2 protein-coding genes are annotated in these 898 nt (G+C 59.2%); both read right to left on the reverse strand.

Going from position 1 to position 898, the window contains the following annotated elements:
• Nucleotides 1-29: 29 nt before the first annotated feature.
• Entirely contained in the window at nt 30-383 is a 354-nt protein-coding gene (locus AS96_RS14590; protein ID WP_155947620.1) for a hypothetical protein, read from the reverse strand.
• Nucleotides 384-585: 202 nt separating this feature from the next.
• Nucleotides 586-898, reverse strand: a 313-nt coding sequence (locus AS96_RS15875) for a hypothetical protein (protein ID WP_231477305.1), incomplete at its 5' end; no start/stop codon positions are given.

Raw genomic sequence — 898 nt, forward strand, 5'->3', positions numbered from 1 at the left:
CCTCCGCATGCTCCTCGCCGCCGGCGGACTCACCCCATGACCCCCACCGAATGTCCGAAGAGCCCCCAATGCGCCAGTGCGGCGCGCAGGAGCTCGTTGTCGTTCGCGGCGCAGTTCATGAACCCGTCGTCACCGATGTCCGAGAGCACGTCGCGCATCAGGAAGCCGCCGGGGCCGTCTCCCACTGAGCCGATCGTGAAGCCGGAGTAGTACCACTTCCCGGCCGTGATGTCGCTGCCGTCGCCTGAGACGTTCCAGGAGCCCACCGACCCCATGCACTGCGAGACCGCGTCGTAGTACCACTTTGACTGCGCGAGCCAGGTGAGATCTTTCGCTTTGCTCGCCGCGCTTGTTGCGGCTTGTGCGTTCAGCGGAGAGAGCACTGTCGAGAATGCGATCACCGCGACACCGAGCACTACTCCAACGCGGGGGAGCTTCCTTCTGTTAAACAAAGAAAGGCAAGCCCTGATAGGGCTTGCCTTTTCTAGTACTAGAAAAGCTCTCCGAGAATAGTATTTAGGTTTTGGGCGCATCATGCCTATGGCTATTGAACCACAAGCGGGGCAATCTGTGAAGAGCCGAATGCTATGAGGACGGCTTGAAGTCCATTATGCCCTGGATTGTCTCGTTCGAACCGTCTGTAACGAATGCGACGTTCCAGAAACCCTCGATACCCTTGATCAGATTAAGTTCCGAGGTCTCATCCATCGCAGTGTCATTCTTATCGGTGTTCGCGCGTTCCACATACGAGATCTGCAAGGTGCGAGTTCCGTCTGCTGCGCTGGGTGGCGTCACGTCATCCACGTTCGCTACTTCGCGCCAGCGAACATAAGGGGCTCTTCGGACATGCGGTGGGGGTGAGGCTCGCCGGGTGATGGTCGGCGGGTAGGGGTCGAGG

Source organism: Microbacterium sp. MRS-1, from assembly GCF_000585455.1.
Lineage (GTDB): Bacteria > Actinomycetota > Actinomycetes > Actinomycetales > Microbacteriaceae > Microbacterium > Microbacterium laevaniformans.